Source organism: Spirulina sp. CCY15215, from assembly GCF_016888125.1.
Taxonomy (GTDB): Bacteria; Cyanobacteriota; Cyanobacteriia; order Cyanobacteriales; family Spirulinaceae; genus CCY15215.
Genome location: NZ_JACSWA010000146.1, coordinates 1 through 465, shown reverse-complemented (window position 1 = coordinate 465; position 465 = coordinate 1). Strand labels below are relative to the sequence as shown.

The 465-nt window shown below is 45.2% G+C and carries 1 protein-coding gene; it reads right to left on the bottom strand.

Annotated elements, in window-relative coordinates; genetic code table 11:
* A partial coding sequence (locus JUI58_RS00685) for a hypothetical protein (RefSeq protein ID WP_204101827.1) occupies positions 1-465 on the bottom strand: 465 nt, incomplete at both ends.

Below are 465 nucleotides of genomic sequence, written 5' to 3'. Positions count from 1 at the left end.
CCGTCGTGAAGGTATAAGCATCGCGATCGCTTGTCGGTAAACCCACATGATCATTAACCGTGATCCGTTGACCCCCAATCTGTCCCAAATTCCGAGTGTCATTGAGTAAACTACCCGCTTCATCTAAGTTGAAGACAATATCGTAGGTCTCTGACGCTTTAGCCGGGTTAGTGATTTTCACTTCAGTAGTATAACCACCTTGGGAAAGCTCATGAAATGCCAGATGATTACCACTGGTGACATTTGGTGAAATTGTAGAACCGTTATCATGCTTCAAAACAATTTCATAATCGCCAGGCTGAAGATTGGTATTGGTGAGCGCCAATTCTAGAGTTCCCTTGTTAGTGCTGCCAAAATACTCCATCCCAATGCCAAAGCGATATTTAGAATCACCTTGGTCTGAATAAACGTGCCGCCCAGCCGGAACCCGGATCGTCTCTAGATTCAGAACAAGCTGGTAGTTTG